A 19,685-nucleotide genomic window follows, 5' to 3' on the forward strand; every position below is an offset into this window, starting at 1 on the left:
AATCCAAATCAATCGCAGATTTTCCAGTTAAAATAACAGTCTTTAATACTTAACTTAAGGATATGTTCGTGATTGTTTGGGAAGGCACTACTTTACAAATGTTATAAATCAATATCATGTTTGATAAGGATACCTATATACAAAGAAGGCAACAACTCCGGGCAAAGATGGGTTCGGGCATCGTTTTGCTCACAGGTAATCAGCAAAGCAGTATGAGCTATAGAGACAACTGGTATCTCTTCAGGCAGGATAGCTCCTTCCTCTACTTCTGTGGTATTGATCTGGCAGATCTTATACTGGTAATTGACATTGACAATAACCGGGAGATACTTTTTGGCGATGATGCTACTATCGATGATGTTGTATGGCAGGGACCACTTCCATCTCTCCGGGAGCTTGCAGATCAGTCGGGTATCGCCGTGAGCAAAAAGCTATCTGAGTTGAAGCCTTACCTGCATGCTGCCGGCAGTACAACTGTTCACTTCCTGCCTCCCTACCGGCCCGAACATTATGATACTATCGAGGACCTGCTGGGAATTCCCCGACAGGAAGCAGAATCTAAAAAATCAATTACGCTGATCAAGGCGATTGTTGCATTAAGATCGGTAAAATCAGAAGCTGAGATAGCGGAAATCGAGGAAGCCGTCAACACAACTAGTCAAATGCAGATGGCTGCCCTTCAGTTTGCAAGGGCGGGCGACACAGAAGCACAAATCGCAGCTCAGCTGCATGCCATCGCCATTGCTGCCGGAGGTAATGTATCCTTCCCTACAATCCTCACAACAAGAGGTGAAACGCTTCATATCCATTACACAAATAACCCGATCGTGCCGGGTAAATTACTTTTATGCGACTGCGGAGCAGAAACCAAAAGACATTATGCGGGTGACCTCACCCGCACTTTTCCCGTTGATAAATCATTTACCCAGGTCCAGAAAGAAGTGTATGAGATTGTTTTGCAGGCCCAGCAGGTGGCGGCTTCAGCACTAAGACCGGGAATACTTTATCGCGATGTTCACTTACTTGCCTGTGAGAAACTTGTTGATGGACTTAAAGACCTTGGACTGATGAGGGGCGACAGTCATGAAGCGGTTATGAACAACGCGCATACACTGTTCTTCCAGTGCGGACTTGGCCATATGCTTGGTCTTGATATCCATGATATGGAAAATCTTGGTGAACAATTTGTCGGTTATGATGACACAATAAGGAAAAGCACGGAATTCGGACTAAAATCCCTAAGGCTCGCCAGGGCGCTTGAACCGGGATTTGTTTTGACGGTTGAGCCAGGTCTTTATTTTATACCGGCTTTGATGGATATGTGGAAAGCAGAAAAGAAACACAAATCGTTTATCAATTATGATAAGCTTGATACATTCAGGTCGTTTGGTGGCATCCGGATTGAAGAAGATTTCGTGATCACTGCTAACGGCTCAAGGGTGTTGGGGGAACCGTTGCCTAAAGGAGTGACCGAGATTGAAAGTTTCCGGAAAAACATACTTCAGACTGTTCCTTCTATTGTACCGGCCTCGGGAATTTAGAATCTACTGCATTATCTACATAAGCTGGTTCTCTTGCACCGGCTGACCTGCTATATTAGTTCCCGGAATTGTTAAAAAAATATAAAACGTAAATCCCGATGGGGGTTACAGTCGACTGCCTTGTCATCTAATAAATCTCATCAGATGATAACAGCACTAATAATATGGTTTCTCAGAAAAGGGCTACCTAAACTTAAAGCAGGGAAAAAGAAATTCGATTTTAAATCAAATACTTCTGCCCATGCAGGCTAATATCTTTTTGATGATAATGACCTGCTGCTCAATACAACTTGCCGCACAGCAAAATTTAAGTACCTATGTGGTACGATATAAAGGTGAAGACGTGGGTACAGTAAAATTACACCAGGTAATTAAAGGCGATACCGTTCACTACCGGATGACATCCGATATAAAGACAAGATTCATATTTACCATCCGTGTTAAATCGGTAGAAGAGTCTGTTTTTCAAAATGGCCGGCTCGTTTACTCTGCTGTTAACCGCTCCGTAAACGGCACCGAAAAGGTGAAGAAACAAACAACCGCGGGTAATAAAGTGTATACGTTATCAGATGATGGAAAATCTATGTTGCTTCATCATGAAGGCATCGCATACAATCTTATGAGGATGTACTGCCTGGAACCCGTTAACATAAGAAAGGTCTACTCTGATAATTACCAGAAATTTCTCCCGGTAACCAGGATAAAACCCCATACCTATAAAGTTGTATTACCAGATGGTAATTATAACTACTATTCTTATACAAACGGTATTTGCAGTAAAGTCGAGGTTTTTAATAGCCTCTATCATATGGAGATGAACCTGAAAAATTAGTTTAATCATTCAACCAGCACCAATGAAAATTTTTATCACAGGAGCGAGCGGTTTTATCGGGGACCATTTATCAAAAAAACTGGCAGATGGCGGTCACCAGGTACATGCACTCGTACGCAATGAACTTCCCGCCCGCCAGAGACACCCTGATATCAGGTACTTTATGGGAGATATAACGCAACCTAAAACAATTCAAAAAGCAATAGCAGGCTGTGAACAGGCATATCACGTTGCTGGATATGCGAAACTATGGGCAGCCCGGAGGAGAACTTTCTACGACATCAATGTTACCGGCACGGAAAACGTGTTCCAGGCAGCTTTTGAAAATGGTGTGAAGAAGGTAGTGTACACTTCAAGTTGTGCAGTTTTCGGCCCATCGTTAAATACAGCGATAACTGAATCAGACCCGCGCATTACGGCTTTTAACAACGACTATGATCTGTCAAAGTTCCTTGCAGAATCGAGTGTCCGTGAATTCTGTAAGAAAGGCATTGAAGGTGTAATTGTGAATCCGTCGAGGGTCTATGGACCCGGCCTCGCCACACATGCAAATATGATAACAAAAATGCTGACTCAATGTCTTCGCGGAAAGTTTGTTTTTATGCCCGGTATCAAAAACGTTATTGGAAACTACGCATATATTGATGATGTTGTACAGGGCCATATCAACGCCATGGAGATTGGCAAATGCGGGGAGCGATATATTGTAGGCGGTGAAAACCTGAGTTATGACCAGGTAATTAAAATAATCAGGGAGGAGATCGCAAGTGCGCGGCTTGTACCTCTGCCCGCATTTGCCGTAAAAGCCTGGGGTTATGTTGAATTACTAAAACACAAACTGACAGGTGCTGATCCAAAGTTTACGCCTGCCGCAGCAACCAGGTATCTGCAGAATGCGGCTTTCGATTGCTCGAAGGCGATCAATGAGATTGGCTATTCCATTACCGGGTTCAGGGAAGGAATCAGTAAGACTATTCACCATATAAAAACACACCCTTGAAAAGCCGGTATTATACGTTAATAACGGGGGCAAGCGAAGGGTTGGGAAAATCTTTCGCGCTGGAATGCGCTGCCCGAAAACATAATCTTGTCCTGGTGGCATTACCCGGGCCCGAGCTCCACAATTTGTCAGACTATCTTCAGAAAAATTTTGAATCTGACGTGGTGGTGATTGAACAGGACCTGTCCCAGGACAACAGTGCAGTGATTATTTTCAATAAGATCTGCAGCCTGGGAATTGAGATAAACATGCTGATCAATAATGCCGGTATTGGCAACACAAGATTTTTTGAAGAAGAAAGCTCGCGTTTTTTTGAAAAACAGATTCGCATTAATGTGCTGGCTACAACAATGCTGACACACCTGTTCGTCCCAATGTTAAAAACCAACAGCCCTTCTCACATATTAAACGTTAGCAGCCTGGCCTGTTTCTTTTCTCTTCCCAAAAAACAGGTGTATGGCGGTACAAAGTCATTTATATACTTCTTTTCAAGAAGCCTTCGCCAGGAGCTGGCAGTACATAATGTAAACGTAACAGTGCTTTGTCCCGGGGGCATCAACAGCAATGCTGCACAAACGATGTTGAATAAATCAGGAAGCTGGATTACTATAAAATCGTTGATGAATCCGGAGGAGGTAGCACCCCTCGCCCTGAATGGTATGTTCAGGAAAAAAGGTGTTATTATCCCGGGTAAGCTGAACAGGCTTTTTCTTTGTATGGACCGCGTAATACCCGTGGTTCTGAAAAAAGCCATTATCAGCCATCAGATCGGCAGGCTCAATGCTTACCGGTCACCGGCAACGGTCAAGCACATACCGGTCGACACCCCTGAATCAGGAATCCGGAAGGCAGAATCCGCATAAACAGGACCGGTAGATATTTTACGCCCAGTTGATACCCTTTTTTCCCCAATTCATACAAGAATACGTAGTTACACGTGCTTGTATCAAAAACTTTTTCGTTTATTTAATGGTTTCTTTTTAACCCCTTTACAACCATCCATTACCGTTATACAAGGGATACGGTGGTACCAACCAACTAAACTGTAATTAACAATGAAAGTTCTTAAAGTTACCGGAATCATCCTCCTTGTTATTGTTGTCCTGGCGTTCTCAGCAGGCATTTATGTTAAGACCGCATTGCCAGATACCGGCCAGCCAAAGGATATCAAAATTGAACGGACTGAAGCCAGGGTGGCGAGAGGAAAATACCTGGCAAATAATGTGGCCGTCTGCATGGATTGCCATAGTAGCCGCAACTGGCAACTGTACTCGGCGCCACTTAAGGAAGGAAACTTCGGTGGCGGTGGTGAAGAGTTTAATAAGCAAATGGGATTCCCGGGAAACTTTTATGCTCCGAATATTACGCCTGCCGGCCTCGGGCAATGGACCGACGGGGAAATTTTACGCGCGATCACAACAGGCGTGAGCAAAGATGGCCACGCGTTGTTTCCGATTATGGGCTACAAACGCTTTGGTAAGATGGATGAGGAAGATGTATTGAGCATCATCGCTTATATCAGGACACTGGCCCCGGTAGATCACAAGGTAGCAACGTCAACGGCGGACTTCCCGGTCAACTTTCTTATCAACACCATGCCTGAGCCTGCCGCGTTCCAGCCTAAGCCTGACAAGAGTGACAATGTAGCCTATGGAAAATACCTGGTGAATGTAGCTGGCTGCGTAGACTGTCACAGCCAGACCGACAAGGGTCAGATCATTGAAGGAACAGAATTCGGAGGTGGTATGGAGTTTAAGCAACCAGCAGGAATTCTGCGCTCAGCTAATATCACTTTTGATAACACTGGTATCGGATCGTGGACCAAAGAAGCATTTGTAAAGAGATTTAAAACATATACAGACAGTGCGTATGTTCCTGTTGTGGTAAAGAGTGGTGAAGTTAACACGCCTATGCCATGGGGCATGTATGGCGGAATGGAGCAATCTGACCTGGAGGCAATCTATGATTATCTCAAAACCATTAAGCCTATTGTCCATAAGGTAGAGAAGGTAAGCAACTGATCTCCCCTATTGTAGTGATTAGATCCAACAGTATAGGCTATTCGCTGATGCCCCGGCGGACAGCATCTTTGCACCAGCAAACTTTATTGGACTAATCAATACAATCTGAAACAATGAACAAGATTTCCTTATTCTCAATTCTTCTCGCGGGTGCATTAATTACCGGATGTGATAAAGATGACGATTACGACTATGAAAAACCGGGCGGTGGTCAAAACAATGTCAATGTCGTGAAAGCCGCCGGGGACAGTGCTGCTATCATCGGAACCATTAACCAGTTCAGAAACATACTAGGGGATTCACTCAATGTTGCACCCGGAAAAACTTCCGGTCGACGCGAAGTAAACTGGGATGGAGTTCCGGCAAATTTTACCAACAACAATAATTTCCCACTTGATTTTTTCAACCTCACAGATCCTGCGGGTGCAAACGGCAGAAAACGGGGACTGGTCTACCTCTCAACGGGATCACCATTAAGGCTTGACAGCAGTTCCTTTAAAGATATTGATGCAAGTTACGCAACTCAGTTTGTTCCGTTCAGCCAGAAAAAAGCGATCATCTCAGCGAATTCAACAGTATCTGAAATCATGTTCAAAGTTGCAGGCACAAATACCGATGCTGCTGTTCAGGGATTTGGAATTATTTTTTCTGATGTAGATGATCCGAACTCAACAACCGTCCAGTTTTTCAATGGCAATAAAGATCTTGGCACCTACGGGGCACAGGCAAAAAATGGTTCCGCCAACTTTTCTTTTCTCGGGGTGCATTTTCCCAATGATAAGGTTACAAAGATAAAAATTTCGGCAGGCAATGGCGTTCTCGCGGCAGGTATTAAGGATGTTAGCAATGGCGGTAATAAGGATCTCGTCGTTTATGATGATTTCTTTTACGACGAACCCAAACCACTTCCATAAAATTCAGGTGCGGGTAGTTTGACAAAAGGTCTTCCTTAGGGAAGATCTTTTTTTTATCCCCGTATTTGGTGACAAGAAACATGCTGCTGATTGTGAATCTTTGAAACATAAACCACAATCATGAAAAAAACGTTTTTAGCACTATTATACCTTTCAGTGCTTTTCAATTCCTGCAAAAAAGATTCTGTCGATGAGGGCCCCATAGTGATCCAGGGCAATGGAACCATCCAGGATGAGATCGATGCATTCCGCCAGCTACTTGGGCCATTGAACAATGGTGCCGCCAACACCAGCGGTCGTCGCGAGATAAACTGGGACGCGGTTCCTGAAGCTCAGCTTGGCAAACCGCTTCCAAATGATTTTTTTAATCCAACCGGCCCCGGCGCCCTTGCTACCAGGCAACGCGGATTAATCTATACATCCCTGGCAGGGTCATTCGTGGTCAGCAAATCAAATTTCAACGAGATCAACACGCTTGCCTCCGGTAGTTTCAAACCTTTTAGCGGGGCCAATACATTCGCGAATGTATCCAGTACATTATGGGAAGTCGGGTTCCAGGTACCGGGACAAACCAGCCGGGCTTCCGTCCGCGGATTCGGCGCTGTGTTTTCCGACGTTGACAGCCCAAACGAAAGTTATCTTGAGTTTTTTGATGATGATAGAAGTCTCGGCAGATTTTTTATTCCCGTTCACGATGCAAATTCCTCATTTTCATTCCTCGGTGTTCATTTCGGAGCAGATCAAAAAGTCACAAAGGTGGTTGTCAGTCATCCGGGAATTTTAAGTTCAAACCAGGCAGACATTTCAAACGGAGGGCCTGAAGACCTGATCGTGCTTGATGATTTCCTTTACAGTGAACCAACCCCCCAGCCCTGAAAAACCGCCCGAAAAATATTAGCGCAACAAAAAGCCGGATGTTTAGGTAATTTTAATGTACAACCTATCCATGATGCGGCCAGTCGCCATGATCTGTTTAACAGTGTTGATCTGCAAGTTAGCGGGCGCGCAACCTCCTTCACTTTATTTTGAAAATATTACCACTCAGAATGGCCTTTCTCATAATAAGGTAAACTGTATTATACAGGACAAGAGGGGGTTTGTATGGCTGGGAACCAATGATGGCCTAAACCGGTTTGACGGCACGCGGTTCACAGTTTTCAAAAATTCGCCAGGTACCACTACTACCATTTCAGGAAACATTATTACTGATCTGTTTGAGGACGAACAGGAGATACTATGGATAGCTACCGCTGATGGTGGGCTTACCCGCTATGACTATCGCCTTGAACCTTCTAAGCAATTCAGGCAGTTCAAAAACCTTCCGGGAGATTCATCCTCTATTCCCGTTAACATCATTAATAAAATTGTCCAGGATACTGCAGGCTACCTGTGGTTGGCAACCAGTGGTTTCTATGTACTCCGTTTCGACAAAAAAGCTGAGCGGTTTCTTAGCCCGATAAAAAGCGGTACCAGGACTGTTTTAGCATTAACTCTCAGAGAACCTGATGTTTTGTGGGCCGGAAGACAGGGAGGCGGATTGTTATATATCAATCCGGCAAATCTCACTTACTCAATGGACCCCAGGTATAATGATCTTTATGCCAAAACACTGCCGCATGTAACAGTGGTATCATTGTTTACCGACAGCAAAAAGAACACCTGGTTTGGCTCCTGGGATAAAGTGCTGTACAAGTTCGACAACAAATCAAAATCGGAAACGTGCTATCAAAGTGATAATCGGGAATTTTCTTTTCAGAATGATGAGATACTCAGCTTTGCGGAAAGCAAGTCGGGGCTGATCTGGATGGGGGGCCGCACAAAGGGTTTGCATATCTATGATCCGGAGACGGATGAGTTCCGGAACTACATTCACGAGCCTGCCAAAGGCGGAAGCATCGCAGATAACCAGGTAAACTGCGTGTTTATTGACCGATCCGGCCTTGTTTGGTTGGGAACAAACCTGGGTGTAAGCATCAGCAATCCATTGCAACAGCAATTCCGGCAACAGTTTATCAGTAAAGCCGAGAATGAAAATATTACCCTGTTCGATTTTTATGAAACAGAAGGACGTGACCTATGGATAGGCACCAACAAGGGGATATATATCCGGAAAAAAGGAGAGAAAAACTTTTTATTAAAGCCTGTAATCTATAAAGGCAAAGAACTGGAGGTTTCTAAATTCTATAAGTCGGTTTCTGGTGATCTCTACCTTGGCACAAATTACTCGCTGTTTATGCTCAATCCTGACAATTTCAACCTCAGGCTGTTAGAGAACACCGATAAGGATAGCGTCATGAATCAGATAATCAAGTCGCACGTTGTGTCAATAGCTGAAGACACTTATCAAGGCGAACCCGTGCTGATCGCATCTCCCTATGGTCATTTCCTCGCTTATTACTTCTGGTCAAAACACAAATGGGTCACCCGGCTTGATACGGCAATGAACATCCTGGTTAATTTCAATATCCGCGATAACCTCGTGAAAAAGATTTATAAAAGCCCGACCAATGGAAGACTTTATCTCGCAACGGCAAAAAATGGCATTGGTATCTGGCGGAAAAATGGCGGGGAACAATTCAGTTTTGTAAAAAATAATCCCCTGAAGAAGGACGGACTCAGTAATAATGATGTAACGGATATGATAGAAGATAAGGCTCAGCATCTCTGGGTGACTACCTATGGTGGTGGACTTCATTATTTTGATACAAAGGCCGACACTGCTCATCATATTCCCGAAAGCAATAACCTGCTGGAAGGCGTGCAACTGGATAAAAAAGGAAAGGTCTGGATGATCAGTAATGGAAATCTTGATAAATACGATCCCGACTCCAAAATCTATTCAAGCTTCCAGTTGCCTGACATTGAGAAAACTTCAGGAGTGCATGGCAAGATATTCAGGAACAGTGCTGGTTTGTTCTATGTTGCAGGGAAGAACTACTTTATAGAGTTTGATCCGCTCAAGATCAATGAGACGCAGCCTCAGCTACCGGTTTATATCACAGACTTCCGCATATTCAACCAATCAAGAAACCATTTACTGAACCGGGAAAACATTGATCTGGCTTATGATCAGAATTATATAACCATTGAATTTGCTGCACCAAACTTCGCCAATAAAACACCGGTGGAATTTCAATATCAGCTTTCCGGTTTTAATGATACATGGATCGATCTTGGCACCGAAAATAAAGTCAGTTTCTCGAACCTCTCCGGTGGAAACTATGTATTCAGAGTAAGGGCGACCAACCGGCCCGGGGTTTGGTATGAACACCAAAATCAATTGGTGATAACTGTAATTCCGCCATTTTATAAGACCTGGTGGTTTTATGTCTTGTGTACTTCGGCACTTGCCGCAATTATCTATGGTATCTACCGTTACCGGGTAAACGAAATTCTGAATCGCCAGGCGATCAGGAATAAGATAGCGCAGGATCTTCACGATAACGTTGGGTCAACACTCAGCAGTATAGGCGTTTATAGCCAGGTTGCAAAGATCTACAATGAGCAGAATAAGAATGACAAACTGAAAGACGCACTCGAAAAAATAAGTGAAACTTCGGGAAACATGATCAGTGAAATGAGTGATATTGTGTGGACAATAAATCCCCGCAACGATAGCATGCCCGTAATGCTTCAGCGAATGGAATCGTTTGCCAAACCCCTGCTTGCGGCAAAAGACATCCAGTTGCATTTTAACTATGACCAGGGTATTGAAACGCTTAACCTGGAGATGACCCAACGGAAAAATTTCTACCTCATCTTTAAAGAGGCTGTCAATAATGCGGTAAAATATTCATCGTGCCAAAACCTATATGTAACTATACAGATAAGGAATTTCAGGCTCGAAATGATCATACGTGACGATGGAAAGGGGTTCGTGATGAAAGATATAAAAGAAGCAAACCGGCATTCATTATCAGGTAATGGACTTAAAAACATGTCGATGCGGGCGAGAGAACTGAAAGGGAGTTGTGAATTGTCAAGCTCCGATGGGAAAGGTTTCACTGTCAGGCTCCAGTTTCCCATCACCTGATTAGGGGATAGGAGCCGCGATATTTTAACAATAACTTCATATAAATGAATTTATGAGCCTACGTATCGCCATTTTTGATGACAACCGGAACATCCGGGAGAGCATTGATATGTTACTGGCAACCGACCCCGAATTTGAAGTAGTAGGATCGTTCAGCCATGTGCTTGATTGCCTGGATGATATTCGTGAATGCAAACCAGACATTGTGCTAATGGACATTGAAATGCCGGCAATGACTGGTATCGAGGCTGTTCGTGCTATAAAAAAAGAATTCCCGAATATCCAGATCCTTATGCAGACTGTATTCGAGGATGATGACAGGGTTTTTGACTCAATCTGTGCCGGCGCATCAGGATATCTGCTCAAGAACTTTCTAAACACTAGATTGGTTGACGCCATCAAGGAACTACAGTATGGCGGTTCGCCAATGAGTCCCTCGATAGCAAGGAAGATGTTTAATAAGATGCAGGAGATGTCAAAGTACGTTATTCCTGAAGCTGTGCCGGACTATAATCTAACTCCCAGGGAAAAAGAAGTACTGGCTTGTATAGTGGAAGGTCTTGCTTATAAAATGATTACCGACAGGCTTCATATCAGCTATGAAACAGTTCGCAGCCATGTAAAAAAGATCTACGAAAAATTACATGTGGCTTCCCTCACGGAAGTTGTATCAAAAGCAATGAAAGAAAGGATCGTTTAGCGATAGAGAGTTCAACAGAAACCGGGTTAGCATTGAATGATCTACGATTCAAAATTGAGCGATACCAGCTTTAATCAACCAACATATGATCTAAAAAAGGATCTTTCAGGATCCTTTTTTTGTTGAAACACCCGGGGCAACATAATTGTCTATTGGCCTCAGCGTTTGCAGGTACTTGTAAATAGCTTTCAGATCATCCTCCTTCAAGTTGCTGAACGGTTCCCAGGGCATATGGGATTCCTTTATTACCCTGCCTTTTCGGAATCGCTCAATAAACTGGCTCTGCGACCACCCGTTTATCCTTCCCGTTTTATGAGGCGTAAGATTAGGAGATGTTATATACAATGTACCGGAATCAGTTTTTGATTCCATCGTAAATCCGCCGGCGTAACGTTCACCAATAAACGCACCAGTCATCAGGTCTCGGTTGGTATGGCAACCCTGGCAGTTGGCAATATTGTTTGCAATGTATCTTCCATAATCTGCTGTCGTATCGCGTCGAACTGCGTGGGGTACCTTTTCAGTTGGTCCCGCAGGCTCAAGTACCAACGCTTTTATCGTTTTGCCCAGGAGATTCATGTTGTTCTCCGGAACTGCATTAGCTACCGGTGGCTGGGAGCGCAGATATGATATGATGGCCGTAAGATCTTCATCACTGGTATGATGAAAAGGCATAAAGTCGAACAACGCCCGGCCATCGGTACTTACACCATATCTTAATGCCCTTGCAAGGGCCTGGTCGGTTTTATAGAGTATACCCGTTTTATCCGGCGTGAGATTTGGAGCGAATATCTCGCCAAGCGGAATTTCAAATTTGAGGCCGCCGGACAAGGGAACATTCTGTTCGCTGCTGGCTACCGAAGCCTTGTTTTCAGGCGCATGGCAGTTGGCACAATGTGCGGCGCCAAAAACAAGTTCGCGTCCCCTTGCAATGATTGTTGTATCGGTTGTAGCTACTATCGCCGGAAAGGGCGCGTCAAATTTTCGGTTGTGCCTGAGCTGTATAAACACAAAAAGACAAAAGATTATTGCAAAGATTGCAATTCCTGTAATGCGAATCACTTTTTTCACGATGACTGGTTGATTGATTGGAGATTAATTGCGGTCTGAATTCAGGTAATAGTATTTTTCGAGGAGCGCCTGTTGAGTCCCATTCCTTTTTGCCTTTGCCGCCATCCATTTGAACACTGGAAAGAAGTACCCGAACATCCCGCTGGGCCTTGTATCGGTGAGTACCATTAGCATAGCAAGATGGCTCATGCTTTTAGGTATTCCTTTTTTTGAGGTTTTGCCATCACTTGCCAACCCGTAAGCGATCGCCAGGCCTTTGACAAAGTCTTCATGCCCCGGCACGAATCTGACCTGGCAAACAATTGTTTCGCTTGTTTTATTAACAAAGTGATGGGGAGTGTTCCTTGGAACAGTAATGGATTCTCCTGGCCGTAGACTATAGAGTTTGCCACGCAATACCACTCCAAGTTCACCGCGCACCGCGGTAAAGGTCTCTTCAAATGCAGTATGCACATGCATGGAGTTCCCACCGCCGGGTGAAATTTCCAGTTCGCCCAAAGAATAAAGACCGCCTGTATCTGAAGCCGATTTCAGCACAGTCACTTTGTCGCGGTAGATTGGATTATAGAACACTTTTCGCGCTATTAATTTCTTTTCCATCCTGAATGTTTTTGAATCGATCGATACATCTGCCTGTTTTAACGCAGGTTCAAAAATCAGTAATCGGGAGACAAGAAATATTAACCGAAAAATGGAGAATCTGTAACCGGATTCGGGGAGGCGAAGATCAAATGAGCAGCAATAGGAAACCAGACAACGCTCCGCAAAATGTATTGAGAAAGTTTACCGCGTCATTGTTCATTTTACCGTTTCTTTCCAGGGTGGCACCTAATATCGAATCCACCACGTTGCCGATGGTTCCGGAGAGAATTATGATTAATATGGTGGCTAAGCTGAATTCTGCGGATAATGCATAAGCTAAAGCGATCATAATGCTTCCAACTACACCAAACAATAATCCTTCCCCGCTGATTACGCCATTTTCCCCCCGCCTGTCGGAACGGAATGTCAGGATGTTCACAAACTTTTTTCCATAGAGGGAGCCAAGTTCCGAAGAAATAGTGTCAGCGGTGGCTGAAGAAAGACTGGCAGCCATAATAATAAGTATCGAATGCCCGAATTGGGGAAAAAGAAGCGCTGCAAGTCCGAGCAATCCTGCTATGCCGCCGTTGGCCAAAACCTGCAGACTATTCCGCCGGCCATGATTTTTTTCCGATAATCCGATTTTTGATTTTTTCTCAAATCTCCATGAAGTTGCAAAGGTTGCGAGTATGAAAAAAGAGGCGAGTAGAATAACACCGGGAAAGCCTGTACCACAAAAGATCGTAGAAGCCAGCACGGCTCCGGTGATAGCCCCGGCTAATGTCAGCTTCCGTGCGTACAGGGTAAACCCTGTCATTAGCACCAGTAATATGATAAAGATTATGCCCGCTGTCATGCCAATACAGGTAAAAGCGCCCTGGAATAGAAAGAAAACAACTTTAAGATTATGAATATAAGCAGCCGAGAACAGATTTTGATTGGAGAAGGGTAGAAATCAATCGATATGACTAAAACTTTATTGGCGCGCCAGTCGTGGAAAATCAAAGAAACAGAAATTAACTATCTTGTTTATGCTATAAATGATGATGAGCTTGAATATTACGAGGTGGAGATACTACATGAAACCTTCAGGCTCAGGAAGGACCCTTTGGGGACCTGGACCGGGCTTGATGGCGAAATGTCTGACGATATCCGCAAATGGGGCGAAGTAGTGGACCTGATAAAGAAAGAAAATAACAGACGCGAACAGAGTATCGCGCGATGAGGTAATTTCGCTCATGCATAAACGATACCTTGTTAAGCGCACGATTAAGTATGGAGCAGGCTTCAATTAAGTTAAGGACCGTTCAGGTGACCCGCTATATAACACCATTAAGGGAAGGTGGGTCCCTGCCCGCGATAGCGGAAGCCGATGACGATTTTATGTATGTCCTTAAGTTTAGAGGGGCCGGCCAGGGAGTTAAGGCATTAATCGCTGATCTGATAGGTGGTGAAATTGCCAGGGCAGCAGGTTTCAAAGTTCCCGAAATTGTATTTGCTACCCTGGATAGCGCTTTTGGCAGGACTGAACCGGATGAGGAAATCCAGGATCTGCTCAAAGCAAGCGTCGGCCTTAACCTGGGGCTCCATTTCCTGTCAGGAGCAATGTCATTCGACCCCGTGATCAATAAGACAGATCCGCTCCTTGCCTCCAAAATTGTTTGGCTCGATTGCCTGTTAACTAATGTGGACCGAACCGTCCGGAACACCAATATGCTGATCTGGAACAAAGAACTTTGGCTGATAGATCACGGTGCAGCCTTGTATTTTCATCATTCCTGGTCAAACTGGGAAGAACACGCATTGAGGCCATTTAACCTGGTAAAAGACCATGTTATGCTACCCCTGGCTTCGGAACTCGAAACAGCTGATCATGAATTAAAACAGGTAATTACTTCCCGGGTTATAGATAATATCGTTGATTTGTTACCAAACGAGTGGCTGATACCCGGTTCTGAAACAGATACACCTGCTTCAATGCGACAGGTGTATTCAGCCTTCCTTAAACTACGGATGGCCAACTCAAACATCTTTTTAAAAGAAGCACTGCATGCAAGAACAGCACTTATTTGAGTATGCCGTGATAAGGATAGTTCCCCGGGTGGAAAGGGAAGAGTTCCTGAATGCAGGAGTTATTCTCTTCTGCAAAAGACCTGTGTACCTGGGTGTGAGATATGAATTTAACCAGGCCAAAATACAGTCACTTTTCGGGGATACCGATCTGAACTGCCTGGAAGAATCACTGGATTCGTTTCGGAAAATAGCGGCTGCCGATCCTGACGGAGGGCCAATTGCGCGACTGGATGCTGCCGGCCGTTTCAGATGGCTGACAGCCACCCGCAGTACTATGTTGCAGACGTCTAAAGTACATCCGGGCCTGACCGCTGACCCAGGTAAAACGCTCGAGACGCTCTTTGCCAGGCTAGTACGTTAAAGCTTACTTCGCTCGTACGTTAAAACGTACTTCATTCACAGCCGTTATTAATACTGCCAATATCGCCGCACCGTTTTATTTGGTTTCCAGTCAACACCGGGACCCCGAATTCCTTATGTCAGATACTACCTGGTCCCGCCCGGGATTTCATTGTTGCGGCTTGCCTACCACCGCTGAATGGCACAATTTTTAGATCTTACTATGTGATATTGGTTACTTAATTTTTATATCATGGCACAAATCAATGAATCACTTCAAAACAATAACACCAGGACGGTTAACCTGGTAGTTGATAAAGTTCCATATCTCGTGAAAATAACGCCTGAAAAATTTAACGACGATCAAAGGTTTTTTGTAGAAGTAAATGGAGATGGCGGACATATGTACGCATGGTATCCTGATCTCGTCCGGTTACACGCCCTGGATGATGAGTCATCAACATTACCCGTTGCTCTCGAAGAGGCAATCAGTGATATGATCGTCAAAACAATTAACATCAAATAATATGATGGTGATCAAGCCAGGCCTGGAGATTGCATCTCCAGGTTTGCAGTTGTTACGGGAGAAATTCAGGATCGCTCGTGACCATTCATGAATTCAGGATAGATAATTGACCATTCATAAATTCAGGATCGTTCATTGATAATTCACAAATTAAGGATCGTTCATTCACCATCCACAAATTCAGGATGGTTCGTTAACCATTCTTAAGTTGATAACATTGCAATGCAATTTCAAGCTCTTCATTGGTAGGTACAACCAAAATCTTTACCCGTGAATCCGGCTGTTGAATCGTTCTGACTCCGGAACCGACAGCCGCATTTGCTTTTTCATCCAGTCGAATACCCAAAAAATCCATTTCACTGCAAATTTGCCGGCGCATTTCAACATCATTCTCTCCCACCCCGGCTGTAAATAATATGGCGTCAACCCCATTCATTGCTGCGACATAAGCGCCGATATACTTTTTTATCCTGTAAACATATATACTAACAACAAGTGCAGCATTTTCATCACCCGCCTGTATCTTTTTTCGAATGTTCCGCATATCATTTGAACCGGCCAGTCCGGCAAGGCCAGCATTTCTGTTTAACAATTCCCTCACCTCGTTAATGCTCATGCCCTGATCACCGAGATAAAAGATTACTGAAGGATCGATGTCTCCGGATCTCGTTCCCATTACAAGACCGGCAAGCGGACCAAAACCCATACTGGTATCAATCGATTTACCATTTTTTACTGCAGTGATGCTACATCCATTTCCAAGATGAATGGAAATTATTTTTCCCGGCGCTTCACCAAGGAAATCAGCTGCTCTGCGGCAGATATATTTATGGCTGGTGCCATGAAAACCGTAGACCCTGATAGCATCTTCGCGATAATACTTTTCGGGTATGGCATAACGGTATGCATGCGGAGGCATCGTCTGATGGAATGCGGTATCAAAGATGGCGACATGTTTTGCCTGGTCAAAAAACTGTTCTGCAATTTCAAGGCACGCATAATTTACCGGGTTATGCAGGGGCGCAAGGGAAAACAGCGACCTGATCCGTTCTTTGGCTGCCTCATTGATTACTGTCGCTTCCATAAAATCTTCTCCTCCATGCACAATGCGATGACCAACCATTCCGATATCGCCGGGAGCGCTTATTACACCGCTTTCATCATCCATGAGTAAAGCCAGGATCTGCTCCATGGCCTCCCGGTGATTTGAGATCATTATCGACTTGTTGATTATGATAGCGGGTGAGACATTTATCCGGTGACTTATTTCAGCCTCACCACCAATTTTTTCAACCTGGCCTATACAAACCGGTTCAGGATCCGGCATATTGAACAACTGGTATTTTATCGAACTACTCCCGGCGTTTATTACAAAGATTCTATTCATTCCTCAAAAATTATCCTGTGCCTGTATGGCTGTGATTATAACTGTGTTGAAAATATCTTCAACGGTACATCCACGGCTCAGATCATTTATAGGTTTATTCAAACCCTGTAACATCGGCCCGATGGCAAGCGCTCCTGTCTCGCGTTGTACGGCTTTGTAGGTATTGTTGCCGGTATTAAGATCGGGAAAGATCAATACGGATGCTTTACCGGCAACCGGTGAGCCAGGTAATTTCTGGTTGCCCACTATGGGATCTACAGCGGCGTCATATTGAATCGGGCCCTCCACTTTCAGGTCCGGTCTTTTCTGTTTTACCAACTGGGTTGCAACCCTCACTTTCTCCACGTCCTCCCCTTCTCCGGAGGTTCCGCTACTGTATGAAAGCATTGCAATTTTTGGTTCGATGCCGAACTTAGCACTACTTTCAGCAGATGATATTGCAATTTCAGCGAGTTCCTGTGCCGTTGGATCAGGATTCACTGCACAGTCGCCGAAGATCGCCACTCGTTCCGGCAGACACATAAAAAATATGGAAGAAACGATAGAAATTCCGGGTTTCGTTTTTATGAACTGAAGTGCCGGCCGGATAGTATGCTGGGTAGTGTGAACAGCCCCGGAAACCATACCATCTGCATGTCCTTTATGAACCATCATCGTGCCGAAATAGGAAACATCGGTCATCATATCCCTGGCCATCTCGAGGTTCACATTTTTGTTTTTGCGAAGCTCAAATAAGGTTTCATAATATTCAGTATAGTAGCCGGAGTTAACAGGATTAATTATCCGGATGGCTCCCAGGTCAAGGTTGAGACCCAACTTCTTGACACTGGTGGCAATCTCAGCAGGGTCGCCGAGCAAAGTCAGGTCCACAATATCCTGTGCAATCAGTTTTGCGGCAGCTTTTAATATCCTTTCTTCGTTGCCTTCAGGAAGTACAATATGTTTTTTCTGTCGCTTTGCCCATTTCACCAGTTGATACTGGAACATGTGCGGTGTTATTCCTTCCTGCCTGAAGGTGATGATTTTATTTTCAAGCGCAGCCATGTCAATATGTTTTTCAAAAGTATCGATGGCAAGCTCTATCTTCTGTTTGTTATCGGCGCCTATCCTCGAATGTATGGAACCGATAGTCCGGGTTGTTTCAAATGTCCCTTTTTTTACTGCGATGATGGGAATAACAGTTTCAAGACCTTCAATCAGCCTGATCACTGAATCTTCGGGCTCCATAGCAGCTGTTAAAACGATACCAGCCACTTTCGGATAATTGGTGGAAAGATTTGCCTGCAGGGCACCGAGTATAATGTCTCCACGATCACCCGGCGTTACAATTAGGCAATTCTCACGGATATGATTCAGAAATCCAGGTAACATCATGGCACCTGTAACGAAGTGATCGACCTGGTTGGTAAGCAGATGCTCTCCAAAGAGGACCTTTGCATTCAGTGTATCGCAGATCTCATGCATAGTGGGGCTTTGAAGCCGCTTATCCCAGGGTATAACAGCAGTCAGTAGTTCTTTTTTCAACTGAAGTTTTAATATCTGTTCCACTTCATCTTTCTGATCAGTGTTCACCCGGTTGCAAATAATGCCAATTACCTTTACATCTCTGGACTCAAAGTTGTGCAGTGCATTTGATGCGGAACTGATGATCTGGCCCGTTGACTTGTTCTCACCGGTAACAACAAGCAATACCGGTGCTCCTAAATTCTTTGCAACAGCAATATTTGATTCAAACTCGAATGCGATTCCCTCACCGAGGAAATCACTTCCTTCAATCACGGTAAAGTCATAATTATCCTCAAGTTTTTTGTACTTGTCAATGATTATACTCATCATATCCCTGCTGCCATCACCCTCTGTCTGTTCGATCATCTGGCGCCTGCTGAATGCGAATGTATCTTCATAAGGAATGGGCAGAGAAAAATGAGTTAAGATCGTATCGATATGCAGTTCTCTTTTTTTATGATTGTCGCCGGCAATTATTGGTTTGAAATAACCAACCTTTTTTGTCTTGCCCAGGATCATGTTGATTAAACCTAAAGCGATGACCGACTTCCCCGTGAACGGTTCAACGGAAGCAATAAAAATATTTTTAGTCATAATTGAATTTTATACGGCCAGGGAGCGAAGTTAGCAGTCCCCAGGCAACGAACTTCAGAACCCGGCCGCAAATCAAATATTGTGCCTTTCGTAAATTTCTATGGGCACCCTCGAAATTTCCACAATATCATACCGGAATTCCTCATTACCATAGAAAATCGCGGCTTAAAAGTCGATTGACAATTGAAATTATCCTGCACAGATATTGTATAAACAGAATTGAAATACCATTCGAAAATTTTAAAATTAAGTATATGAGCGTAATCAATGATTTACTGACCTCTCCGAAAGACTTGTTGACTTCCGTAAACGCAACATCATCAAACACAGGAAGAATTGTATCTGCGATCAGTGGAGCTGCCATTATTGGTTTGGCCATGATGGATAAGAAAAGCTCCTCACTGAGTAAATGGATAAAAATTGGTAGCGGCGCTGTATTGATTTTAAGGGCAGTGTCAGGCCTACGGTCGGCAAATAAATCGCTTGGCGTCAGTCATAACTAAATCAGACCCGTAACCGATAATCACCATCTTAACAATAGACAGGATCCGCCGGATGGCCTTGCA

Annotated in this window: 19 protein-coding genes; 14 read left to right on the forward strand and 5 right to left on the reverse strand. The window is 44.2% G+C overall.

Annotated features, from left to right (window positions below; all coding sequences use genetic code 11):
• The first annotated feature begins 116 nt into the window (after positions 1 to 116).
• The 9 genes from ACX0G7_RS08410 to ACX0G7_RS08450 all read left to right on the forward strand — a co-directional run bounded on the left by ACX0G7_RS08410 (position 117) and on the right by ACX0G7_RS08450 (position 11,041).
• On the forward strand, positions 117 to 1,541 hold the full coding sequence (locus tag ACX0G7_RS08410; protein ID WP_458923003.1) for an aminopeptidase P family protein: 1,425 nt from the start codon (positions 117 to 119) through the stop codon (positions 1,539 to 1,541).
• A 241-nt stretch (positions 1,542 to 1,782) separates the two neighbouring features.
• Positions 1,783 to 2,373, forward strand: a complete 591-nt coding sequence (locus ACX0G7_RS08415) for a DUF6134 family protein (protein WP_458923004.1) — start codon at positions 1,783 to 1,785, stop codon at positions 2,371 to 2,373.
• 22 nt (positions 2,374 to 2,395) lie between these two features.
• Positions 2,396 to 3,373 carry an NAD-dependent epimerase/dehydratase family protein gene (locus ACX0G7_RS08420; protein ID WP_458923005.1) on the forward strand — a complete coding sequence of 326 codons (978 nt, stop codon included), beginning with the start codon at positions 2,396 to 2,398 and terminating at the stop codon, positions 3,371 to 3,373.
• Positions 3,370 to 4,236, forward strand: a complete 867-nt coding sequence (locus tag ACX0G7_RS08425) for an SDR family NAD(P)-dependent oxidoreductase (protein ID WP_458923006.1) — start codon at positions 3,370 to 3,372, stop codon at positions 4,234 to 4,236. Before ACX0G7_RS08420 ends, ACX0G7_RS08425 begins: the two co-directional genes overlap by 4 nt.
• Positions 4,237 to 4,428: 192 nt before the next feature.
• Positions 4,429 to 5,394, forward strand: a complete 966-nt coding sequence (locus ACX0G7_RS08430; RefSeq protein WP_458923007.1) for a c-type cytochrome — start codon at positions 4,429 to 4,431, stop codon at positions 5,392 to 5,394.
• A gap of 113 nt (positions 5,395 to 5,507) precedes the next feature.
• Positions 5,508 to 6,308: a hypothetical protein gene (locus ACX0G7_RS08435; RefSeq protein WP_458923008.1), complete on the forward strand. Its 801-nt coding sequence runs from the start codon at positions 5,508 to 5,510 to the stop codon at positions 6,306 to 6,308.
• A 120-nt stretch (positions 6,309 to 6,428) separates the two neighbouring features.
• Entirely contained in the window at positions 6,429 to 7,184 is a 756-nt protein-coding gene (locus ACX0G7_RS08440) for a hypothetical protein (RefSeq protein ID WP_458923009.1), read from the forward strand.
• A 73-nt stretch (positions 7,185 to 7,257) separates the two neighbouring features.
• Positions 7,258 to 10,341 (forward strand): ligand-binding sensor domain-containing protein, encoded by a 3,084-nt coding sequence (locus ACX0G7_RS08445; RefSeq protein WP_458923010.1) that lies wholly within the window; start codon positions 7,258 to 7,260, stop codon positions 10,339 to 10,341.
• 52 nt (positions 10,342 to 10,393) lie between these two features.
• The gene (locus tag ACX0G7_RS08450; RefSeq protein ID WP_458923011.1) at positions 10,394 to 11,041 is read left to right on the forward strand and encodes a response regulator; all 648 of its coding nucleotides are present in this window, start codon (positions 10,394 to 10,396) and stop codon (positions 11,039 to 11,041) included.
• 105 nt (positions 11,042 to 11,146) lie between these two features.
• Here the strand turns inward: ACX0G7_RS08450 and ACX0G7_RS08455 are convergent, their stop codons facing one another.
• The 3 genes from ACX0G7_RS08455 to ACX0G7_RS08465 all read right to left on the reverse strand — a co-directional run bounded on the left by ACX0G7_RS08455 (position 11,147) and on the right by ACX0G7_RS08465 (position 13,550).
• The gene (locus tag ACX0G7_RS08455; protein WP_458923012.1) at positions 11,147 to 12,112 is read right to left on the reverse strand and encodes a c-type cytochrome; all 966 of its coding nucleotides are present in this window, start codon (positions 12,110 to 12,112) and stop codon (positions 11,147 to 11,149) included.
• A gap of 24 nt (positions 12,113 to 12,136) precedes the next feature.
• Positions 12,137 to 12,712 (reverse strand): cupin domain-containing protein, encoded by a 576-nt coding sequence (locus tag ACX0G7_RS08460; protein WP_458923013.1) that lies wholly within the window; start codon positions 12,710 to 12,712, stop codon positions 12,137 to 12,139.
• A 127-nt stretch (positions 12,713 to 12,839) separates the two neighbouring features.
• Complete coding sequence (locus ACX0G7_RS08465; protein WP_458923014.1) at positions 12,840 to 13,550, reverse strand: DUF92 domain-containing protein; 711 nt, start codon at positions 13,548 to 13,550, stop codon at positions 12,840 to 12,842.
• A gap of 108 nt (positions 13,551 to 13,658) precedes the next feature.
• Between ACX0G7_RS08465 and ACX0G7_RS08470 the strand changes: the two genes are divergently transcribed.
• The 4 genes from ACX0G7_RS08470 (at position 13,659) to ACX0G7_RS08485 (ending at position 15,632) form a co-directional block, all read left to right on the forward strand.
• Positions 13,659 to 13,919, forward strand: coding sequence for a hypothetical protein (locus ACX0G7_RS08470; protein WP_458923015.1), 261 nt, complete (start codon positions 13,659 to 13,661; stop codon positions 13,917 to 13,919).
• 50 nt (positions 13,920 to 13,969) lie between these two features.
• A complete protein-coding gene (locus ACX0G7_RS08475; RefSeq protein ID WP_458923016.1) occupies positions 13,970 to 14,767 on the forward strand; it encodes a HipA family kinase in 798 nt (265 codons plus the stop codon).
• Positions 14,745 to 15,128, forward strand: a complete 384-nt coding sequence (locus tag ACX0G7_RS08480) for a DUF3037 domain-containing protein (RefSeq protein ID WP_458923017.1) — start codon at positions 14,745 to 14,747, stop codon at positions 15,126 to 15,128. Before ACX0G7_RS08475 ends, ACX0G7_RS08480 begins: the two co-directional genes overlap by 23 nt.
• 231 nt (positions 15,129 to 15,359) lie before the next feature.
• Entirely contained in the window at positions 15,360 to 15,632 is a 273-nt protein-coding gene (locus ACX0G7_RS08485) for a hypothetical protein (RefSeq protein WP_458923018.1), read from the forward strand.
• 193 nt (positions 15,633 to 15,825) lie between these two features.
• Here ACX0G7_RS08485 and ACX0G7_RS08490 read toward each other — a convergent pair whose 3' ends face one another.
• Positions 15,826 to 17,019, reverse strand: a complete 1,194-nt coding sequence (locus tag ACX0G7_RS08490) for an acetate/propionate family kinase (protein ID WP_458923019.1) — start codon at positions 17,017 to 17,019, stop codon at positions 15,826 to 15,828.
• Between the two features lie 3 nt (positions 17,020 to 17,022).
• Positions 17,023 to 19,119, reverse strand: a complete 2,097-nt coding sequence (gene pta / locus ACX0G7_RS08495; protein ID WP_458923020.1) for a phosphate acetyltransferase — start codon at positions 19,117 to 19,119, stop codon at positions 17,023 to 17,025.
• 254 nt (positions 19,120 to 19,373) lie between these two features.
• Here pta and ACX0G7_RS08500 point away from each other — a divergent pair, with 254 nt between their 5' ends.
• The gene (locus ACX0G7_RS08500) at positions 19,374 to 19,622 is read left to right on the forward strand and encodes a hypothetical protein (protein ID WP_458923021.1); all 249 of its coding nucleotides are present in this window, start codon (positions 19,374 to 19,376) and stop codon (positions 19,620 to 19,622) included.
• Positions 19,623 to 19,685 lie beyond the last annotated feature (63 nt).

It is taken from the genome of Flavitalea antarctica (genome assembly GCF_054461535.1).